This is a genomic window from Morganella sp. B601 (genome assembly GCF_051172335.1).
Classification (GTDB): domain Bacteria; phylum Pseudomonadota; class Gammaproteobacteria; order Enterobacterales; family Enterobacteriaceae; genus Morganella; species Morganella morganii.
Genome location: NZ_JBPIZE010000004.1, coordinates 311,708 through 327,616, shown reverse-complemented (window position 1 = coordinate 327,616; position 15,909 = coordinate 311,708). Strand labels below are relative to the sequence as shown.

At 53.6% G+C, this 15,909-nt stretch carries 19 protein-coding genes and 1 pseudogene; all 20 read right to left on the bottom strand.

What is annotated here, in order from left to right:
• Positions 1 to 25: 25 nt before the first annotated feature.
• Entirely contained in the window at positions 26 to 1,183 is a 1,158-nt protein-coding gene (locus ACSBQN_RS13135) for a trans-sulfuration enzyme family protein (protein WP_024474380.1), read from the bottom strand.
• 296 nt (positions 1,184 to 1,479) lie between these two features.
• Positions 1,480 to 2,337, bottom strand: a complete 858-nt coding sequence (locus tag ACSBQN_RS13130) for a MerR family transcriptional regulator (RefSeq protein ID WP_153641680.1) — start codon at positions 2,335 to 2,337, stop codon at positions 1,480 to 1,482.
• A gap of 82 nt (positions 2,338 to 2,419) precedes the next feature.
• Positions 2,420 to 3,457, bottom strand: coding sequence for a mechanosensitive ion channel family protein (locus ACSBQN_RS13125; protein WP_369750278.1), 1,038 nt, complete (start codon positions 3,455 to 3,457; stop codon positions 2,420 to 2,422).
• 92 nt (positions 3,458 to 3,549) lie between these two features.
• Positions 3,550 to 3,675 (bottom strand): annotated as a pseudogene (locus tag ACSBQN_RS13120) (LemA family protein); the annotation flags it as partial.
• Positions 3,676 to 3,796: 121 nt separating this feature from the next.
• Positions 3,797 to 4,219 (bottom strand): tail fiber assembly protein, encoded by a 423-nt coding sequence (locus ACSBQN_RS13115; protein ID WP_434991714.1) that lies wholly within the window; start codon positions 4,217 to 4,219, stop codon positions 3,797 to 3,799.
• 4 nt (positions 4,220 to 4,223) lie between these two features.
• Positions 4,224 to 5,111 (bottom strand): hypothetical protein, encoded by an 888-nt coding sequence (locus ACSBQN_RS13110; protein ID WP_434991706.1) that lies wholly within the window; start codon positions 5,109 to 5,111, stop codon positions 4,224 to 4,226.
• A gap of 7 nt (positions 5,112 to 5,118) precedes the next feature.
• Complete coding sequence (locus tag ACSBQN_RS13105; protein WP_434991705.1) at positions 5,119 to 5,700, bottom strand: YmfQ family protein; 582 nt, start codon at positions 5,698 to 5,700, stop codon at positions 5,119 to 5,121.
• On the bottom strand, positions 5,691 to 6,764 hold the full coding sequence (locus ACSBQN_RS13100; protein WP_434991704.1) for a baseplate J/gp47 family protein: 1,074 nt from the start codon (positions 6,762 to 6,764) through the stop codon (positions 5,691 to 5,693). The genes ACSBQN_RS13105 and ACSBQN_RS13100 overlap by 10 nt, the downstream gene beginning before the upstream one ends.
• Entirely contained in the window at positions 6,765 to 7,211 is a 447-nt protein-coding gene (locus ACSBQN_RS13095; protein ID WP_434991703.1) for a phage GP46 family protein, read from the bottom strand.
• Positions 7,208 to 7,753: a phage baseplate assembly protein V gene (locus tag ACSBQN_RS13090; protein WP_434991702.1), complete on the bottom strand. Its 546-nt coding sequence runs from the start codon at positions 7,751 to 7,753 to the stop codon at positions 7,208 to 7,210. Before ACSBQN_RS13090 ends, ACSBQN_RS13095 begins: the two co-directional genes overlap by 4 nt.
• Entirely contained in the window at positions 7,750 to 8,844 is a 1,095-nt protein-coding gene (locus ACSBQN_RS13085; protein WP_434991701.1) for a phage baseplate assembly protein, read from the bottom strand. The genes ACSBQN_RS13090 and ACSBQN_RS13085 overlap by 4 nt, the downstream gene beginning before the upstream one ends.
• A complete protein-coding gene (locus ACSBQN_RS13080) occupies positions 8,837 to 10,171 on the bottom strand; it encodes a DNA circularization protein (protein WP_434991700.1) in 1,335 nt (444 codons plus the stop codon). The genes ACSBQN_RS13085 and ACSBQN_RS13080 overlap by 8 nt, the downstream gene beginning before the upstream one ends.
• Complete coding sequence (locus tag ACSBQN_RS13075; protein ID WP_434991699.1) at positions 10,171 to 12,000, bottom strand: hypothetical protein; 1,830 nt, start codon at positions 11,998 to 12,000, stop codon at positions 10,171 to 10,173. Before ACSBQN_RS13075 ends, ACSBQN_RS13080 begins: the two co-directional genes overlap by 1 nt.
• A gap of 135 nt (positions 12,001 to 12,135) precedes the next feature.
• Complete coding sequence (locus ACSBQN_RS13070) at positions 12,136 to 12,489, bottom strand: hypothetical protein (RefSeq protein WP_434991698.1); 354 nt, start codon at positions 12,487 to 12,489, stop codon at positions 12,136 to 12,138.
• Between the two features lie 2 nt (positions 12,490 to 12,491).
• A complete protein-coding gene (locus tag ACSBQN_RS13065) occupies positions 12,492 to 12,851 on the bottom strand; it encodes a phage tail tube protein (protein ID WP_132275074.1) in 360 nt (119 codons plus the stop codon).
• Positions 12,852 to 12,861: 10 nt separating this feature from the next.
• Positions 12,862 to 14,331, bottom strand: a complete 1,470-nt coding sequence (locus tag ACSBQN_RS13060) for a phage tail sheath subtilisin-like domain-containing protein (protein WP_434991697.1) — start codon at positions 14,329 to 14,331, stop codon at positions 12,862 to 12,864.
• A complete protein-coding gene (locus ACSBQN_RS13055; RefSeq protein ID WP_434991696.1) occupies positions 14,328 to 14,504 on the bottom strand; it encodes a DUF2635 domain-containing protein in 177 nt (58 codons plus the stop codon). The genes ACSBQN_RS13060 and ACSBQN_RS13055 overlap by 4 nt, the downstream gene beginning before the upstream one ends.
• Entirely contained in the window at positions 14,501 to 15,043 is a 543-nt protein-coding gene (locus tag ACSBQN_RS13050; protein WP_434991695.1) for a DUF1834 family protein, read from the bottom strand. The genes ACSBQN_RS13055 and ACSBQN_RS13050 overlap by 4 nt, the downstream gene beginning before the upstream one ends.
• The gene (locus tag ACSBQN_RS13045; RefSeq protein ID WP_416762867.1) at positions 15,043 to 15,495 is read right to left on the bottom strand and encodes a gp436 family protein; all 453 of its coding nucleotides are present in this window, start codon (positions 15,493 to 15,495) and stop codon (positions 15,043 to 15,045) included. The genes ACSBQN_RS13050 and ACSBQN_RS13045 overlap by 1 nt, the downstream gene beginning before the upstream one ends.
• Positions 15,492 to 15,875: an HI1506-related protein gene (locus tag ACSBQN_RS13040; RefSeq protein WP_434991694.1), complete on the bottom strand. Its 384-nt coding sequence runs from the start codon at positions 15,873 to 15,875 to the stop codon at positions 15,492 to 15,494. Before ACSBQN_RS13040 ends, ACSBQN_RS13045 begins: the two co-directional genes overlap by 4 nt.
• Positions 15,876 to 15,909: the final 34 nt, after the last annotated feature.

Sequence of the window (15,909 nt, the reverse complement as noted above, 5' to 3'; positions counted from 1 at the left end):
TTGCCATAATTATTATCTCTTTTTATCAGCCGTGAACTGCATCCAGGGCCTGGCGGAAATCCGCAATAATGTCTTTTGCTGATTCAAGTCCGACAGCAATACGGATCAGGTTTTCGCCGTTCATCTGGACCAGGGTGTGCTCTTCACCCAGACTGGTGGCAATGGTGGTCAGTTTCAGGGAGTTCACAAATTTGCGGCTCACCTGGTCGCGGGTCAGGCCGTGAATGTCCTCTTTCAGACGGAAAGAGACAATACCGCCGCCGAGGCCGTTCATCTGTGACTGACACAGTTCATAATGCGGATGGTTCTTCAGTGCCGGGTAGCGTACTTCTTCGATTTCGCTCTGAGATGTCAGGAACTCCGCCAGTGCCAGACCGTTTTCACAGTGTTTTTTCATGCGCATATCGAGGGTTTTCATTCCGCGCATAATCATCCAGGCATTGTTTGGTGCCAGCGCCGCGCCGGTAAAGCAGCATAATCCCGGCCATTTGATCAGTTCGATCAGCTCACGGGAGCCGATAACCGCGCCGCCCAGGGTATCACCGTGACCGTTCATAAACTTGGTCAGGCTGTGAACCACCAGATCTGCACCCAGCTCCAGCGGGCGTTGCAGGATCGGCGTACAGAAGGTGCTGTCAACAATCAGCAGGCTTTTGTTCTGATGGGCAATGTCTGCCACCGCGCGGATATCCACCAGCTCCAGAGACGGATTAAGCGGGCTTTCCACATACACGAGTTTTGTCGCCGGTTTCATGGCAGCGCGGATGTTGTCACTGACCGTGGCATCAACAAAAGTGATTTCCACGCCGAATTTTGCCAGCAGTTCTGTCATCAGCAGGCGGGTGTGGGAGAAGATCCCGTCCGCACTGACAATATGATCGCCGGTTTTCACCAGTGACAGCAGGGTTGAGGCAATCGCCCCCATGCCGGATGCGCTGACAATCGCGCTGTCCGCCCCTTCCAGCATCGCCAGTTTGCTTTCCAGCTCAGTCAGGTTCGGGTTGCACTCGCGGCTGTAGACATAGCCCCATGTCCGGCACAGTTCTTCGAAATGCTCCACAGAATGCGCCGCAAATGTGGCAGTCTGGTAGATAGGACTGGCCAGCGCGCCGGTGGCCGGATCCGGTGAATGCCCCTGGTGGATCAGTTTGGTTTCCAAATCATAATCAGTATTTTTTTGCACAACAGACTCCTCATGAGATCAGCACTCTGATCCGCATGTCATCATTTATTATCATTAGTGAGTTCGGGTTGCTGATTCAGGATCAGCGGGGGTAATAGTGTGGCGGTAACGACCTTTTTAACCATTGCTGTAATGTGGATAACTATAGACTCTCCAGCTACTATAGAGTCAATTCAGAGATAGTAGATGCGCATCACAAAACGGGTAATTATACGGTGGAGAAAAGCAAAACAGGCTGAAGAATATCAGCCTGTTTCTGTATTGAAAGCATTAATACCTATAGCAGGGGTAGAGTTTTACACCAGGCAGCGGGTATCAATTTCACGCCGTTTCACTTTGATCTGGATTTCTGTCAGCAACTGGCGCTGATCATTGGTGGAAAGCGGGTCAATCACCGGGATTTCATACATCATGTCATCCACCGGAATGCGTTTGTATTCCGCATAATCCGTCAGCGCCTTAAATGCTGCCGTATTTTCGCTGTAAGGCCCCTGATACATCAGGCAGATAAATTCACCGTCGGAAATTTCTGTAATTTTGTCCTGCACCTGCGGATTAAACAGGTCGCGCTCGACAATCACAAAACTGTTCAGGTAATGCACCTGCTGTGTGGCCAGAAATTCTTCGCGGGAAACCAGGCCACTGACGCCGCCGTAGAAAATAGAAATGTTTTCCTCGAGGATATTGGCAATCTGCCGCCGTGAGAACTCCATGGTCTCCTCAAAGCTCAGACCGGGCTCATAATTCATCGATAAAATATGACGGCGCGGAATATAACGGCGGGTGATTTTGCCGATACTGTCGGTATCAATCCCTTTTTCCAGTGTCTCTTTTTTGGTGGAGAGGACTTTTTTAATCAGCTCCAGCTCGCGGATTTTCTCATCCACCACGGAAATTTTCCGGGTCAGCAGGCTGAGAATTTGTGTGTCGCTGTCTTCCAGGCGGTGTTTGATCTCTTTCAGCGGCATACCCAGGTATTTCAGATACTTAATAATATCCAGCTGAGAAAACTGATCGATAGTGTAATAGCGGTAGTTACTTTCCTGATCGACATACACCGGGCGGAACAGCCCCAACTGGTCATAATAACGCAGTGTCTGAATGCTGATTTTATGGAGCTTTGCCATCTCACCGATGGAAAAATATTTCGCCATATTGTGCCGCCTCTGATGAACGTCTCAGGAATTAACCGGCGGCACAATAACGGAAACAAGGGGGATGGTGCAAGGTGTCAGATCACACTCCCGGCGGTTCACGGGAGACACTGTTGCGTTCCATATAGAGTGTCCGGCTCGGGAAAGCAAAGTCCGCACCGTTGCGGTGTACAATCTCAATAATCTTCAGATACACCGCCTGCTGTGCTGCCAGCCACTCTGCCCAGACCGTGGTTTTGGTAAAGCAGTACACCATAATATTGAGGGCGGAATCACCAAATTCATCAAAATAGACCAGCAATGTCTGGTGCTGGTCAATGCTGCTTTCGGCTTTCAGCATAGCGCGTATTTCACTGACAATCTGCGAAATCTTCTCCGCATCTTCATAGCGCAGCCCGATGGTGGTTTTGATCCGCCGGTTGGTCATGCGCCCCGGATTTTCCACACTGATGGAGGAGAACAGCGAGTTCGGAATATAGAGCGGGCGGTGATCAAAGGTAATAATTTTGGTGATACGCCAGCCGATTTCCACCACCGTCCCTTCTATCTGCCGGTCAGGCGAACTGACCCAGTCACCGATTTTAAACGGGCGGTCAAAATAGAGCATGATGCCGGAGAAGAGGTTGCTGAGAATATCCTTCCCCGCCATACCGATAGCAATGCCGCCGATACCGCCGAAGGTCAGCAGGCCGGACAGGCTCATGCCGAAGTGTTCGCCGTAGAACAGGAACACCACAATCACAATCAGGATTTTCAGTACGCGGGAAACAATATGTGCCGAGGTGATATCGCTGCCGCGTTTGATCTGTGCGGCGGCCAGGCGGTTTATCATCAGGAACAATTTGCGGATCAGCATCAGCACAATCAGTGTGGTGCAGATCATCCCGACCGTATCTGCGGTGATAAAGCGCCACTGAAAGTGGTCAATTCCCTGCTCGGCGAAATCGCCGAGGATAATGACTCCCAGCGCCCACATGATAAACTGGGAAACATGCACTAATGTGGCATGCTCGCCTTTTTCCCGTTTGCGGTTATAAATCATCAGCCCGCCGGAACCGAGCAGACACAGCACCAGCACAATCAGGCTGAGCACATTATTGGAGAGAAACTCTTCGGTAATCACGATAACTCCTTAGTATTATCCTCTCCTTCTAACGGATTTTGCCCGGAAACTCAATTTATCCTGCCATCAGTTAATCATGTTCAGCCGGTTTATTTTTGAAACTGCACATCCGGAACGGTGGTGACTTCCGCTTCATTTTCAACGCTGAAGTTAGGTTTGCCGGTGTATCCCATGTAGTTTGCAATAATCACGGCCGGGAATTTACGGATAGTGGTGTTGTATTCACGGTGTAGCGCGCCGCGTTAAATGGAAAAGTGTTTCGCGTTAAATGGAAAAGAAATAAGCCACGGTGTTTTTATCAAACTACGTGGCTTATTTTAATATTGAAATTAGTGTTCAGATTGGTTTTTGCGGCCAATCAATAATAGGTGCTGTCGATGTGTCCACCGCTTCCAGCAGATCAAGATAATCCAGCCAGGCGATTAACAGGGCCTCTTCATCCGGTTTGATGCGTTTAAGCGCCAGTTTAGTCCGGAGCATTTCTGTGTCAGTGTGTACCTCAGCAATCAGCACCTGTTTTTGTGACTCAGCAATAGCAACATGCTGCTCATGTGTCAGTGGCGGGATATCCACCCATGCGGGGTTTCCTTTTTTATCAGACCCCAGTAGCTTACCTTCCGGGGGGATACCGGAATATTTGTGCATGACATCACCATCTACTACGACAATATCATCCGGCCAGATACCATTTTTTTCATAATCATCTTTTTTATCCATTATGAAAAACTGCGATTCTTTAGCACTAAACCCGAATTTCATCATATTAATATCCTAAAACTAAGAAGTTAGCATTAGACTCCGTTGTAGGTGCTTCAACCGCCTTAACTGTCACGACGTTAAATCCCTGTTTAGTGACACCTTCGCAGCTTGCAACAATCTGTACATACGTTGTTTTAGTACACAAGACAGCCCAAACCCCGTTAGGAAAGGCCGTTGGAAATGGTACGTATGATGTCATTGAGTACCCCGTTCTCGGGTCATTAGCGATGATTCTTTTGAAAGCTTGGATCATTACTCCATTCGGAAGCGTCGTTAGCCCGTTATCCGTCCATTTACCAGATTCCGGGAAAAAACTCATATCGGGAACTTGTCCGGAAAGATTGCCCGTATTTTTTGAAGCGGCAGTTCCAAGCCCGGAAACTCTCTCTGCCGGAACTATGCCGTGTATCATTTTCCCTTTGTCATCAAACGCCCACAGCATTCTTTGTAATTCATCATCCCAGGCGCCTGATGTCTTATTATCATGAGCAAGCATTGCGAGTTTCTGGTTTGGCGACAGCATCCGTGATTCTTGTTCTGTCACCATAAAATGGCTGCGGCTTGCTTTTGTGCCAAGGTAATCCGTAACTGCTTTTTGGCTCATCACGCTTGTCAGAGACGGGCCTGTAGTCTGAACAACCGAAAGCGCATAAGCACTGGCAAGTTTTGAAATCGCTGAGGACAACTGACTGAGGTTACCTTTCTGAGGTGAGATATCAGCTGCTTTCAGGACATTCAGCAATTCAGCCTGAATCTGATTAAACCAGTCCTGTCCCGGATAGGTGGCAGACAGTCCGGCACCACCTTCAGTGAACCACAGCGGGGTCTGACTGTCGGCCGGGGCGATTGGCGGCATTACATTAATGCCTGATTTGTTATCGAGTCCGAACATTTATTCCTCACTCATAAATAAAGACAAATTCAGTTTCTGCGGGGGCATAACGTTCCAGAAGACACTCCAAATCAGCCGCATCAGCGATACGCAGGCGCTGCTGGCAGTTATCCAGAACGGTAGCCCAGTGAGTGGTTCTGTCTGCCACATGGACGAACACGCGGAACCAGTTGATATCCGGATAAATCGGGTGAAGACAGGTACGCAGACAGTGATGCGGATAGCGTTCCTCAATCCGGATGTTATAGCCGCGGTCTGCGGCCAGACGCTCATAAAACTGGTTACACAGGCTGCCTGACATCACCAGTTTGGCTTTGGCCGCCCTGCGGCGGGCATCGACGGAAGATTCACGGTCAATACTGCAATCCGGCAGACCGGTAAAGTCTTCCCAGTCCTCAAGCAGCATAAATGCACGGTCAGCAAAGATTTCCTGTAACAGTGATTCATTAACCGTGTCAACACGCGCCAGTTCATCGCCGGTAGCCAGCATCAGTTTTCCCGTGTCACCCTGCGGGTCTTTTGACCATGCGCGGCCATTGGGAAGTAACTGTAATCCGGCGCGCTGATAGTGCTCTGCGGTCATCGCCATGTGATATCTCCCGTCACAAAGATTTCATTTTCTCCGGCAACGATATCGTTCAGGGGTGACAATACGCTGTTATCAATTTCCCCCTGAGAGTTGGACACGGCTGCCCGTATCTCAGACAGGTACACCATGCCGCCCGGCAGTTTTCTGTCCAGCAGGGTTTTCAGGTTAACTCTGACCGCCTCACGGACTTCTTCCGTGTTCGGTGACAAACGGATCTCAAAATTCACTACTTTTGCGGCCGGACTCATCACAATCAGTTCCGCGCCGGTGGTTTTACCTTCGACCTGATTGGTGACCGGATTAATATGACCGGTCAGATACTCCTCAACCCGTTTCAGGTCATCAGTACCGGGGAAAATATTGGTTTCCTCATCCATCACAAACATGATGCCGACTGTGCCGTGACCGCGATAGCGCGGCAGACACCATGCACGGGTGACTCCGGGTACTTCCAGCGTCCAGCGCTCATAATCATATTTATTACCGCCTGCTGGCGGATACTGAACACGGAACAGCAGCCGGGAGCGGAGAGAGTCGATAGTCTCCAAATCCGCACCACCGCCGATATAACGGCACACGGCCCGGGGCTGAAGGTTCACCACAGGGGAAATCAGCTCGAGCGGCACACCGGCGGCCGTGTTGCCGTTACGGCCTTCCTCAAGCGCAGTAACCCTGATAAGGCTGTCACCGGCAGCAATCACTGTATCTTTCACGGACTCAAACATAGCTCCGTCAGGACGCTGCCAGCGGGTTCCGGCCGGAACGGAAGCGGCGGCAGTGGCCGTCACGGTAATTTCACCCTCAGCCACAGTGGCGGGCTTGCGCCAGACACCCCAGAACTCGCAGTGTTCCAGCAGCTTGTCATCATCTGCCAGATGCGGAACCACCTGACGGCTTGTCCATGCCAGATGGTCATGCAGCCCGGCAGCGTTCCCGGCGTTGGCGTAAGCAATGGCACCGGTCACACTGAAGCGCGTTCGGGCATAGGTGCCCGGCAACCGGCTTTCAATATCAGACTGGTTACGGGCAATTAATGCAGAGAGTGTGGGGGCTTTATATGGCATTTAAATCCCGCTTAAAAAGGTTTTGAACTCCAGCGGTAACACGCTGCCGTCAGGCAGGGTAAGCTGAACATTCAGTAATAAAAAGCCGTCCGCTGGGGACGTGGACGAAACCACCGCACTGCGGATATGACCATCTTCCGTCATCCACTCAAGGGCTTCTTCTGCGTAGAATTTCGCCAGCCGCAATACAACGGACATCTGCTTTTCACGGGAAAGCAGCCATAACCGGCTGCCGATGGGTCTTTTCTGATAAGAATCCCCCCACCACCCGCGCCGGTCAGTGCCGTCGTCAGGCAGCACATCAGAATCCAGCGCCCGGCGGTCAGTAAACAGGGAAATAATCACCAGCGTGCCTACGGAGTTATCCAGTACGATATCGGCATTTTCAACAGCAATGTCGGCATTATTTATCTGCCATTTCAGTGCGATATCACATATTGCATTCATTTCGGTTTGCCCGTACTGTATCCGTCATGCTCATCGTGAGTGTGGTCTTTTCCGCTCTTACCCCCGGACTGGTGGTCTTCGGCGGTGCTCACCCCGAGAATATCAAGGTTTCCTTTAATCGTGGTTTGTGGGCAATCAAACACGGTTTCTTCCTCAACAACGAACTCCAGCCGTTTGCAGGTCACCCGGATTACCCCGTCTTCCGTCAGCAGAACATTATGACCCTCAAGGTGATACACCACGCTGTCACCGCTTTTCAGACCCACCGGACGGACACCTTTGGCATCAACGGCCACTGCCACCAGATGCTGACGGACTCCGCCGACAGCCAGCACAATAGCCTCACTTCCGGCGGGCGGCACGCTGCTGTGACCGTAGTTCTGGAAGCGCTCCACATCATCTGCGGTTTCGTCTGCCAGTAATGACACCTGTAAGTTCTGCTGTTTGAGGCTGTCATTCACAAAATTCACCACACCCCGGCTGACCAGCAGACGGATACGGCGGCCGATACCGGCAGTGATTTTATTCAGCTGATTTATCATGGCTTCCACCTTACATCTGCATTTTTGACTTTCTTCTCCGGGTCTGCCGGTTCGGTGAACCCCTCACGCGGCATCAGCTCCAGCCGGGTGATAGTGCCGCTGTCACTGTCCAGCAGGTAATTGACCGAGACAATCAGCAGGGTTTCATCCGGGAAACCGGCCTGCGGAGCCTGTAACACGACCTGTTCATTCTTTTTCCACACCTGACCGTCAGGCTTCAGCCAGCCTCTGACACCGGCGGTGGCGCGTATGCCGTGTGCCATTGCCCGCTTCTGCTCCCATGCGGCACGGGCGGTGCCTTTGGCTTTAGTCATGTTGTCATCTGCGATAAACATGGTCGGACGGTAACGGGTGATTTCCGGGTCTCTGGCGTCCATATAAACTGCCGTAGACTGAACGGCCGTCTGTGTTTCCCCCCATTTGCCACCGGCAGCAGTGGCTCCTTTCACACGGTACAGACTGAACCGGTCAAGCCATGACAGCGAAGTATCGAGATCTAAAATTTTCACGCCGGGTCTGCCGGATTGTCCGAGTACCAGCGTCGCCACTTTTTTACTGCCGGCGGAGGCAAAAACCAGTTCACCGGCGGCGTTACTGGTCATGATGACGCCACGGTGACGGGCAGCACGGGACAGGTTATCGAACACGGTTTCACCGGGTTCAATCTGCCACTGACGGAAAACGGCAGCGGCTGCCGGGTCTGTCACTTCCCAGCGGACAGTCACCCCGAACGGCCGGCTCAGGTCTTTCGCGATGGTTTCCAGACTCACGCTGCGCCACTGGCCTTTGCCGTGAGCGGCGGCACAATCCACCAAATCCCCGGTTTTATCCCGGCCTGATAACGTAATCGTCCGCTCATCCGCGCTGATGCTGACATCAACCGCATCAACATAACCGGTCACCACCGGCTGGCCGTTGATAGATAACTGACAGGCGGCCCCCGGTTTCATCACCAGCGGGGAATCATTATTTTTTACGGTAATACCGAGACTGAACTGCCCGGACATGTCTTCGAGGCTGCTGGTCGCATCCAGTGTTTTCCAGCCGGAATAAATCTGATTACCTAATGTCAGTTCGACGGTATCAGTCATTGATGACCTCCACATTCAGCGCACCGGTCACAAAGGCCGGATGCCGCACACCGTTCCGGCGGACGAACCGTTCAATCTGTGCGGTGGTGCCGGTTTCACGGTAAAGCAGGACGAGCGCCGGTTCGGTGTCATTCACCCGGACGGTCACGGCCGCCGGTAACATTTCTGCCGTGGTCTGCATCAGCTCCAGAAAGATTATCCGGAAGTCACGCAACTGCTCTGAGGTACGGAACCAGCCGAAATCACCGGTATCCACGATTAACTGTGTCAGTGCTTCGTCAAGGTCGGCGCTGCTCTGACGCACATCATCCACCGTTTCAATCAGCGGGATGGCCGCCTCATCAGCGGACGATTCACCGCCGGGCAACAGCGGGGTCAGGTCACGCTGACGGGTGACCGTCGTCAGTGCCGGGGCAGTCTGCTGCTCACGGGCAGAGGCAACGGCCGCATCCAGTGTCAGCACCGCCAGTTCACGGGCAATAAAAACCTGAGTGGTGGTGTTCATCACATTCTGAAATTCAGCCACGGCAGGGGTATTGGACGGATACTGTGACGTAATGGCGGCAGAAGTTTTACGCAGTGCGCGGTTAGCCGCATCAGGAACAGCGACATCCGCAATCCCGCCAATCAGGTCACTGACCGAACCGAACAGGTCGCCAGGGGCATTAATCAGGTTCTTCAGTGAGCCTTTTAGTCCCAGTGCTGCCCCGAGCAATGCGTTCATGCCTGACCCGGCAGGCAGGCTGCGGATACCGTTTACAATGGTGTTAAGGGTGCTTTCAGCCGCATTTAAACGCTCAGTGAGGTAGCTGACGTTATCCGTGAAGGTTTCCCATCCCGCAGTAATATCAGCCAGCGTGCTGTCTGTCAGCGCGGAGCCGTCCAGCTCTGCCTCAGACGATACCACCGGGGAGGTATTATCAGCCGCCGGAACAAAGGTCACTGAAAAGACCGCTGTACCGCCGGTATAACAGGACTCGCGTACCGTCCACGTTTCAATCTGCACCTGTTGTTTGCGGTAATACGGATGGTCTATTTCACCGGGTCCGTCTTCTTCCAGCGCATCAATCAGCGCCTCTTTTTTATCCAGATAATCATCACCGAACACCACGGCGGTAATGGCATATTCCCGCGTGGACAGCCCCATATCTTCGGTTTCACCGTCATCCCGCAGCGGGTATTCATGGCGTACCACACGGCGGCCGCCGCTGACCGTGGCATCATCGACGATATAAAACGGCACGCCCCGGAATGAACCGAGGCCGGGCGTAATCCGGCTGCGCCACGATGGATCACTGAAAAGTGACATTACCTGCTCAAATTCCATTACATTTTACTCCCGCCGCTGTATCCGGTATTGACCCGTAAATCAACGTTCTCTGACTCCACGGATTTTGTTTTCACCACCAAATCAGCAGCAGCCTCCACAATCACCCGGATTTGCCCGTCAGGCGGTTTGACCGGCTCAGGCGGTTTGGCGGCCGCTGCCAGCTGCTGGCCTGGATAAGCGGACGGCCAGTTGCCGAACGAGTTGTTATTTTCGCCGGTCAGATACGGGGACGGTTTACGGGGTTCCTGAAGTTTTTCATCGCGGCTGTACCACCAGTCATTAATTTGAGCCGGAAGCCATGACGGCCCTTTATCACCGTTTGGATAGTCCCGTTTCAACTGTTCACGGCGTTTCTCGATGTTTTCCCGTGCTTCTTCTTCAGACAGGAACGGAAGTGCTCCTGCTACGGCAAGTCCCTTTGCTCTCAGGCCGTTCGTCATTCCCCGGCCTGCATCAGAGCCTCCGCCGCCGTTATCACGGCCACGGCGCTCATCCCGCCAGTTGGTGACATAAACGGGCACCACAGAACTGCCGTCACCTAATCCTGCATCCCCACCGGCGGCACCGGCACCCGGGCCGCCTTTAGCGCCCTTAACAAAGTTGAGTATCTTATTACCGCCGCGCCATGCATAACGGGCGGCAACGGCTGCACCAATGGCGTAGGCTGCTTTTTCAATGGTTTCCGCGTATTTGTCCAGTTCTTCCGGGGACAGGTCATTAATGGCATCTGCCAAATCCTGCACCGGCTTTGCCAGCTTCAGCTGTGCAAAACGCTCCCCGGCATTCACCAGTGAGGTCATGGCACCATTGAAAGTCTGCACGTTCTGCGTGGCTTTCTCATCAAGAAAACCATCACGGATATTGGCGGGGTTTGCGGCATCACGGAGTTGAGCCTGCTTTTTGGGGTCGGCGAACACCATCATCAGTTTCAGTGTGTCACCGGAAAACACCTGTTTAAGGTTATCCTCCTTCCCGTATCCGGCTTTGATAATTTCCGTCATCAGGTCAGCCGGGGATTTTATCTTCCCGTCCTTACCTTTGATATTCACATTGCCGTAAGCCTTCAGTTTTTTCTGTCCGTCCGCCGTCCCGGCGGTATCAAAAAAACCCTGAACAGCAGCAGATGCCTGTGAAGGATCATCAAATTCCTGACTGGCAACACGCATCAGTGCCAGCATCTGCATCTGGTCTTCCTGATTTTTCCACGGGGTATTTTTCCCCATACTGCGTAATGCACTCAGTTGGTCATTGAGATTTCCGGTACCGAACTGTGTGGCCGTAACTGCACCGTCGAGCCATTTACGCATTTTCTCCGGGGAGTTATAGCCGGAATTAAACATCCCTCCCAATTCAGTACCGGCAGCAGTAGCCTCCATTTTGATGCCGGTAATGCTCAGCGCGATGTTATCCAGTTGGGCAATAGTGGCATCGTAATTGTTCGTTTGCAGCAGAAAGGCATTTGCCGCCTGCATCAGTTCCGAAGACGATAATTTCCGGTTACCGGCCACACGGGTAATCTGTGCGTCCAGTGTATTCATCTGGTCGGCAGTCAGATTGTATTGTGTCCCCAGTTCAACCATTGCCTGCTGATGTTCGGCTACGCGCTTTGTAGCCATTGCCAGACCGCCGCCGGTCACGAACCCGACCAGCTTATTGTCAAACTTATCCAGAATGCTGTTGGCACCCGTTACCGCACCGGAAAACAGCCGCATTGAGCGGCTGCCTTCAGCACCGAAACTGCGGATACTGGCCCCGAACTGCCGGGCACGCTGGGTGACGTTCCCGACCAGATCAACAATAAATTTTGTTCTGTTCTCTGCGGCCATTATTGTTTCTCCGTAAGCCAGCCGTAATACACCCGTAATTTCGGCAGCGGCAGATTCATCGCCCAGTCAGGGCCGCCGCGTAACCGCAGGCCGACAAATAAAGCAGTGCGTTCAACGGCGCGAACGCACTGCAGACTATCGCCCCTCGTCAGCCGCCTGCTCTGCGGCTTTCAGTGCCGCCGTGCGCTGCAGCTCCGCTTTATCCAGTAACAGCTCAATATCCGCCTGATGCAGTGTTTTCAGCATCTCCATCGGCAGCGGCCCCTGAATTTTACCGATACGGGCAACAGAACGGCGCAGCAGCTCAAACCCCATGAGGGACGGACTGGACAACAGCGCAGGGCCTTTCGGGGTCATCACCACACGTTCACTGGCGGCTTCCGCCTCGATAATGTCACCGGCGGTCAGCTGGCGCAGTTCCGTATCAAACTGAAGCTCCGCGTCTTCTTCTTTGCCGTACGGCAGGCCGTGTATTAACTGAAAATGCATAATCAGATCTCCTTACATTCGACGGCGATAAATTCGGCTGAAATATCACCCTTGGCCGTCAGTGTGCAGTTACCGTCACACCAGGCATTCGCCAGCATGAATTTTTCGCCGGTGTCGCACTCAAAGACGACAGTGCCGTCAACCATGTTTTTAATGGCGAACAGGCTCACACCCGGCCCCTGCGGAATGGTGCAGCTGACCCGCGCCTCTTTCGGGGTCTGCTGCCAGCCGTAAACACGGGAACCGATAACCGGGTCCCGGCTCACACCGCCCGGCGTCAGCTGTGCCCCTTCTTTGGTCGGCAGCTCCTTACCGTTCATATGGATATAGGCAATGCCGGTGTACTGATACGGACTTGTCATGGATTAATCCCTATAAAAGAAACTGAATGGCGTGGGCGTAAATACGGAACTGATTGACCAGATTCTCATTACTGCGCACGTTGATACGGTTACGGTCATTCTGATCACGCTCCACAATCAGGGTTTCACTGAATTGTGCGTAATTCTCAACCAGACCGGCATATTCCAGCTCAGTAAAGAGCGCCAGCAGCTCTGCACGGATAACCTGCGGGGTCACAATGGCTTGTCCCGGACTGACACGGATACCGTCATCCGCCAGCTTGTGACGCGGGAATTTCTGGGTGATGCGGGTACGGACGGCATAACGCAGATACGACAGCGTGGCGATGGTTTCCACATCCAGATAGCTGGGGTCAGGGGAACCAAAGGCATTCTCACGGTACATTGTGATCATGCGTTCAATCTGCACGTTGCTGCCGGTGTCCACGGTGAAGGTGGAAATCCCGTCATACAGCAGCAGGTTGCGCTCATTCAGCTGCCAGCGGTCACTGACTGACGGCGGCAGAAGCCCCGGTAACTGAAGCGTCTGAAGCGGGCGGGCCGGGTCAGTGCTCAGGGAGCGGACAGCCACAGCGGCCAGTGTTGCGGCCCACAGATACGGCGGGTGTGGTGAAAGACCGGTTGCCAGCGTGGAAAACAGATAGTCATTACGGGACTGGCCGAACGTGGATGTCTGTGCCAGTGTGCCGCGTTTTGCCATCCAGCAGATGCCGTCAATCATTTTCAGCGGCCCCCAGCGGCTGACCAGCTCATCACGCAGCAGGTTCAGGTTCGGGGTATCGGTGAACGGGTTCACCATGTAATTCCACCAGGTGTCACCAAAACCGGTAATTGCCCCGGCCAAATCCGGGTTACCGGTGGCTCCGCTCATGGCGGTGATGACCACATCAATCCCGGACGGCAGCATTTCACCGGTGTAATAATTCACCCGGACATCGATATCATTGCCGGTTTCACCTGACCATTTTGCTGTTAACAGCACGGTATCCGCAGGCGTGTCAGCGGCAGCCGTCACCGGAAGGTCAGTTTTTGCACTGACGGCCGCAATGATTTTACCGGCCACAGCGGCGGCATCATCACCGGCTTTCACCGTGACCCGAACCAGTGTTCCGGCAATCATCAGGGCAATCTGACCGGTCTGTGCAACCGTGCCTTTCACCTGAATTTTACCGGTGGCTTTCACACCGTCCGGGTCATCATCCACGGCAACCGCCCATAAATCAGCAAATGCATTGGCACCGATAAACGCCGCCGCCATTCCGGCCAGCATGGAGCCGCGCCCGAACGCGGCACCGGCAGCATCTTTTGAGGTAATGCGGAAAGGTTCACCCGCCGGTGTTTTTCCGTCAGCCCCTTTGATGCCCAGCAGCAGGGTTTTCTGTAATGTCTGCGGTGTTCCGCTGACGGCCGCTGAATTATCAATTTCGATATAAACCAGCGGCACACGGATTTCAGACGGAATGTCATTGTATGAAATCATGATGGGGTTCCTTTTCTCGGCGCGGCCTGAACTTCGGTCACGTCACCGTCTTTAAGACGGCGCAGCCAGTAAGTGGTGCGGGGCTTGCGTTCCCCTTTTTCAGCCAGCGGCTGCAGGGTTTCCGGGTCACGGACAGTCAGCCCGGCAACGGGTTTTAAATACAGTTCTGTCATGGTTTTTCCTGTATCGGTAAACGGATGAGCGCTTCCTGTTCCGGCGTGCCGTCAGGCTGCGCCCACTGCTGAAAGTGGGTTTCAAAATCATCCAGACTGCTGACGTCCGCCGCATCCGGCAGCAGCTGCGGAGCCTCAAAATACAGACCGTAAACAGCAACACCTCCATTGCTCTGGATATCACTCCACAGGTTGCCAATCTGGGTCAGGGTGAACACACCCGCCGGTTCAACACGGCGGCGGTTCAGCCAGCCGGTCAGTCGCTCCACAATCTGATAAATACCCGGTCTGTCAGTCTGGTTGCCGTTGAGTACCTGAGCACTGACAAACAGCCCCCAGGTGGAAACCGCAGTGTTCGGAATTTCCCCGGGACGGCTGCCGAGCCAGGCAACATAAACCGCCGGAGCGGTGTTAATAATCAGGGCAACCGCACTGTCGCTCCACTGGCCGGGATGGGTGTCAACCCGGGTCAGGGTATTGCCGAACAGCCCTTTAACCCCCGCAATCAGGTTGTCTGAGATATCACTGATAGCCGCCATCAGATAAACCCTCTGGATTTGTTCCGTGACCAGACACTGCCCTGACTGGTGATAACGGCAACATCACCACCGGCGGGACGCTCTGCGTCTTTGCTCAGCCCCAGCCCAACCTCACCGGCAGCAACTTTTTCCAGCAGCCGGACAGCGCCTTCCGCATCTTTCGCGGCTTTGTCGGTAGCCTGACCTTCCTCAAGTGAGAACCGGGCCAGCACACAGGCAGTACGAACCAGAACAACGGGAACCTTCTCCAGCGGCAGTGTGGCGCGTCCGTCGATATAGCCGTCAATCATGGCGGCCGCATCATCAAGCGCGACCTGAATCAGCTGCTCCTGCGCCTGTACCAGCGCCTCCGGTGACAGGCTCTGCCGGTCCGGCACTTTGTTTAGGGTCAGAATATGCAGTGCATCACGGTTGTAACGCGCATACATGTCGGCAATGGTTGCGTAACTCATTTTTTGCCCCGGCCTTTAACGGCAGGTTTTTCTGCGTCGTCAGCCGCCTGTCCGGCTGCGGCAGGCGCATCCGCTGTCAGTGTGACTCCCGGTTGCTCACCTTCAGCCCCTTCAGCTACCGCAGCAGATGCACCCGGATTGTCCAGCCGCCCCGGTGCGTCACGGTCAGTATCTGCCGCGATAACCGTAACAACGAGACGCGGGTCTGCTTCCAGTGCTTCGAGAACAGAAACAGATAACGGCGGCAATGTGTTTTCTCCGCTGTGCAGAACCAACCCCGCACGCCGGTAGCCCTCATGCGCCGTATTAACCACAAAGACACCGGCCATTTCGGCAATACTGCCTGTATCATCCGGCGATAAATTCGCTTTATCAGACATAACATTTCAGCCCCTGTTAAAGTGGGTTTAAACG

What these genes read in the sequence shown, in the direction of transcription:
- ACSBQN_RS13130 (WP_153641680.1), bottom strand. Translation starts at nt 2,337, where the DNA reads ATGGCGAAATATTTTTCCATCGGTGAGATGGCAAAGCTCCATAAAATC.
- ACSBQN_RS13115 (WP_434991714.1), bottom strand. Translation starts at nt 4,219, where the DNA reads ATGAAATTCGGGTTTAGTGCTAAAGAATCGCAGTTTTTCATAATGGAT.
- ACSBQN_RS13110 (WP_434991706.1), bottom strand. Translation starts at nt 5,111, where the DNA reads ATGTTCGGACTCGATAACAAATCAGGCATTAATGTAATGCCGCCAATC.
- ACSBQN_RS13105 (WP_434991705.1), bottom strand. Translation starts at nt 5,700, where the DNA reads ATGGCGATGACCGCAGAGCACTATCAGCGCGCCGGATTACAGTTACTT.
- ACSBQN_RS13100 (WP_434991704.1), bottom strand. Translation starts at nt 6,764, where the DNA reads ATGCCATATAAAGCCCCCACACTCTCTGCATTAATTGCCCGTAACCAG.
- ACSBQN_RS13095 (WP_434991703.1), bottom strand. Translation starts at nt 7,211, where the DNA reads ATGAATGCAATATGTGATATCGCACTGAAATGGCAGATAAATAATGCC.
- ACSBQN_RS13090 (WP_434991702.1), bottom strand. Translation starts at nt 7,753, where the DNA reads ATGATAAATCAGCTGAATAAAATCACTGCCGGTATCGGCCGCCGTATC.
- ACSBQN_RS13085 (WP_434991701.1), bottom strand. Translation starts at nt 8,844, where the DNA reads ATGACTGATACCGTCGAACTGACATTAGGTAATCAGATTTATTCCGGC.
- ACSBQN_RS13080 (WP_434991700.1), bottom strand. Translation starts at nt 10,171, where the DNA reads ATGGAATTTGAGCAGGTAATGTCACTTTTCAGTGATCCATCGTGGCGC.
- ACSBQN_RS13075 (WP_434991699.1), bottom strand. Translation starts at nt 12,000, where the DNA reads ATGGCCGCAGAGAACAGAACAAAATTTATTGTTGATCTGGTCGGGAAC.
- ACSBQN_RS13070 (WP_434991698.1), bottom strand. Translation starts at nt 12,489, where the DNA reads ATGCATTTTCAGTTAATACACGGCCTGCCGTACGGCAAAGAAGAAGAC.
- ACSBQN_RS13065 (WP_132275074.1), bottom strand. Translation starts at nt 12,851, where the DNA reads ATGACAAGTCCGTATCAGTACACCGGCATTGCCTATATCCATATGAAC.
- ACSBQN_RS13060 (WP_434991697.1), bottom strand. Translation starts at nt 14,331, where the DNA reads ATGATTTCATACAATGACATTCCGTCTGAAATCCGTGTGCCGCTGGTT.
- ACSBQN_RS13055 (WP_434991696.1), bottom strand. Translation starts at nt 14,504, where the DNA reads ATGACAGAACTGTATTTAAAACCCGTTGCCGGGCTGACTGTCCGTGAC.
- ACSBQN_RS13050 (WP_434991695.1), bottom strand. Translation starts at nt 15,043, where the DNA reads ATGGCGGCTATCAGTGATATCTCAGACAACCTGATTGCGGGGGTTAAA.
- ACSBQN_RS13045 (WP_416762867.1), bottom strand. Translation starts at nt 15,495, where the DNA reads ATGAGTTACGCAACCATTGCCGACATGTATGCGCGTTACAACCGTGAT.
- ACSBQN_RS13040 (WP_434991694.1), bottom strand. Translation starts at nt 15,875, where the DNA reads ATGTCTGATAAAGCGAATTTATCGCCGGATGATACAGGCAGTATTGCC.